2 rRNA genes are annotated in these 3,278 nt (G+C 51.1%); both read right to left on the reverse strand.

Annotated features, from left to right (window positions below):
- Positions 1-9: 9 nt before the first annotated feature.
- Positions 10-126, reverse strand: a 5S ribosomal RNA gene (rrf, locus tag H6G77_RS35285).
- Between the two features lie 122 nt (positions 127-248).
- Positions 249-3,073: ribosomal RNA gene (locus H6G77_RS35290) — 23S ribosomal RNA — on the reverse strand.
- Positions 3,074-3,278: the final 205 nt, after the last annotated feature.

Here is a 3,278-nt window from a genome sequence, read left to right on the forward strand (position 1 = left end):
TAAAAAGAGACCTGGCGCCGAGCAATTGTGGCAGGAGGCGACCCTCCAACTATCGTAGCCGCAGCAGCGTTTCACCTCTGAGTTCGGGATGTATCAGTGTGGTTCCACCGCGCCATAGGCACCAGGAAAGACAGTGAACAGAGAGCAGTTATCAGTTATCAAACAACTGTCACTGATTCAGAAACCCTGAAGACTGCAAGAAACGCGATATTCACCAATGTATTCACTGTTAACTGGTAACTGAAATTGAGGTCAAGCCCTCGGTCTGTTAGCACGGCTCGGCTACATACATTACTGCACTTCCACCTACCGCCTAAGAACCTGTGTTCTACAGGTGACCTTACCTACTTAAAGTAGTGAGAACACTCATCTTGAGGTGGGCTTCCCACTTAGATGCTTTCAGCGGTTATCCGCTCCGCACTTGGCTACCCAGCGTCTACTGTTGGTACAATAACTGGTACACCAGCGGTGCGTCCTTCCCGGTCCTCTCGTACTAAGGAAGGCTCCTCTCAATGTTCTAACGCCTGCACCGGATATGGACCGAACTGTCTCACGACGTTCTGAACCCAGCTCACGTACCGCTTTAATGGGCGAACAGCCCAACCCTTGGGACGTACTTCCGCCCCAGGTTGCGATGAGCCGACATCGAGGTGCCAAACCTCCCCGTCGATGTGGACTCTTGGGGGAGATCAGCCTGTTATCCCTAGAGTAACTTTTATCCGTTGAGCGACGGCCATTCCACTCTGCGCCGTCGGATCACTAAGGCCTACTTTCGTACCTGCTCGACTTGTCAGTCTTGCAGTCAAGCTCCCTTTTTGCCTTTACACTCGCCGCACGGTTTCCAAGCGTGCTGAGGGAACCTTTGCGCGCCTCCGTTACCTTTTAGGAGGCGACCGCCCCAGTCAAACTGCCCACCTGAAACTGTCCTTCTACCGGATCACGGTAGGAAGTTAGAATCCTAGCTTCGCCAGAGTGGTATCTCACCGTTGACTCCATATTCCCCACAAGGAATATCTCTTCGTCTCCCACCTATCCTGCGCAAGCGAAGCCCGGACACCATTCCAGGCTACAGTAAAGCTTCATAGGGTCTTTCTGTCCAGGTGCAGGCAGTCCGTATCTTCACAGACATTCCTATTTCGCCGAGTCTCTCTCTGAGACACCATCCAGATCGTTACGCCTTTCGTGCGGGTCGGAACTTACCCGACAAGGAATTTCGCTACCTTAGGACCGTTATAGTTACGGCCGCCGTTCACCGGGGCTTCGGTCGTCAGCTTCATGTTGCCACTGACCAACTTCCTTAACCTTCCGGCACTGGGCAGGCGTCAGCCCCCATACTTCCTCTTACGAGTTTGCGGAGACCTGTGTTTTTGGTAAACAGTCGCCTGGATCTCTTCACTGCGACCCACTCTCGTGGGCACCCCTTCTTCCGAAGTTACGGGGCCATTTTGCCGAGTTCCTTAGAGAGAGTTATCTCGCGCCCCTTAGTTTACTCAACCTCCCTACCTGTGTCGGTTTCGGGTACGGGTACTATATGTTCATCACATCACAAGCTTTTCTTGGCACTATCTTTCACTACTCGGAGTCCGTAAACCCCTCCCAAACCAATCAGGGTGTAGCTATTTTTGATGCGTCCCTCGTCATGCTCCCATATCGTAGTCAGGGAATCTTCACCCTGTGTCCATCGACTACGCCTTTCGACCTCGCCTTAGGACCCGACTCACCCAGAGCGGACGAACCTGGCTCTGGAACCCTTAGGGTTTCGGGGCATTGGATTCTCACCAATGTTTGCGCTACTCAAGCCGACATTCTCACTTCCGTTTCGTCCACAGCTGCTCGCCGCTACTGCTTCTACCTACGACGGAACGCTCCCCTACCGATTAATTTTTCGTTAATCCCACAGCTTCGGTACATCACTTAGCCCCGTTCATTTTCGGCGCAAGACCGCTTGACTAGTGAGCTATTACGCACTCTTTCAAGGGTGGCTGCTTCTAGGCAAACCTCCTAGTTGTCTATGCAGTCTCACCTCCTTTATCACTTAGTGATGATTTGGGGACCTTAGCTGGTGGTCTGGGCTGTTTCCCTCTTGACAATGAAGCTTATCCCCCACTGTCTCACTGGCTGTGTGTCCATCGGGTATTCTGAGTTTGTCTCGATTTGGTACCGGTCTCCCAGCCCGCACCGAAACAGTGCTTTACCCCCCGACTATAATCACAACCGCTGCGCCTCAACACATTTCGGGGAGAACCAGCTAGCTCCTGGTTCGATTGGCATTTCACCCCTAACCACAGCTCATCCGCCGATTTTTCAACATCGGTCGGTGCGGACCTCCACTTGGTGTTACCCAAGCTTCATCCTGGCCATGGTTAGATCACCAGGGTTCGGGTCTATAAACACTGATTATCGCCCTTTTCAGACTCGGTTTCCCTTTGGCTCCAGCATTCTCGCTTTAACCTACCAGTGCCTATAAGTCGCCGGCTCATTCTTCAACAGGCACGCGGTCATCCGTTTAATCGGACTCCCACTGCTTGTAAGCTCACGGTTTCATGTTCTTTTTCACTCCCCTTCCGGGGTTCTTTTCACCTTTCCCTCGCGGTACTTGTTCTCTATCGGTCACACAGTAGTATTTAGCCTTACGAGATGGTCCTCGCTGATTCACATGGGATTCCTCGTGCCCCATGCTACTCGGGATTCAGCTTCTATCCTTTGACTTTCGACTACAAGACTTTCACTTTCTTTGGTGCAGTATTTAGCTGCTTCGTCTAGCCTCTAGATTCGATTTTGCTGTCCCACTACCCCAAAAGATAAATCCTTTGGTTTAGGCTCTTCCCCTTTCGCTCACCACTACTTAGGGAATCTCTTTTGATTTCTTTTCCTCCAGCTACTAAGATGTTTCAGTTCGCTGGGTTCGCTCTTGACTGTCTATATATTCAACAGCCAGTATTCAGGGTTGCCCCATTCGGACACCTCCGGCTCAATGTTTGCTTCCAACTCCCCGGAGTATTTCGTCGGTAACCACGTCCTTCTTCGCCTCTGTGTGCCTAGGTATCCACCATGAGCCCTTTTTCGCTTGACCACAATTAATACATTCGGCTTTCTTCATGCAATCATCTGTCTTTTGCTTCTTGTCTCCAGCTTTTTCTGCTTTCTGACTTTCCACTTTTGACTTTTTGACTGCCTGCTTTTTTCGCGTTTCTATGCAGTTTTCAAGGTTCTGGCTAGGAATCACCCCAGCAGTCTAACCACTTCTTCCTCGCGTTAGGTGCTGTTCTTCCTTCTTT

The sequence above is a fragment of the Aulosira sp. FACHB-615 genome, from assembly GCF_014698045.1.
Taxonomy (GTDB): domain Bacteria; phylum Cyanobacteriota; class Cyanobacteriia; order Cyanobacteriales; family Nostocaceae; genus Nostoc_B.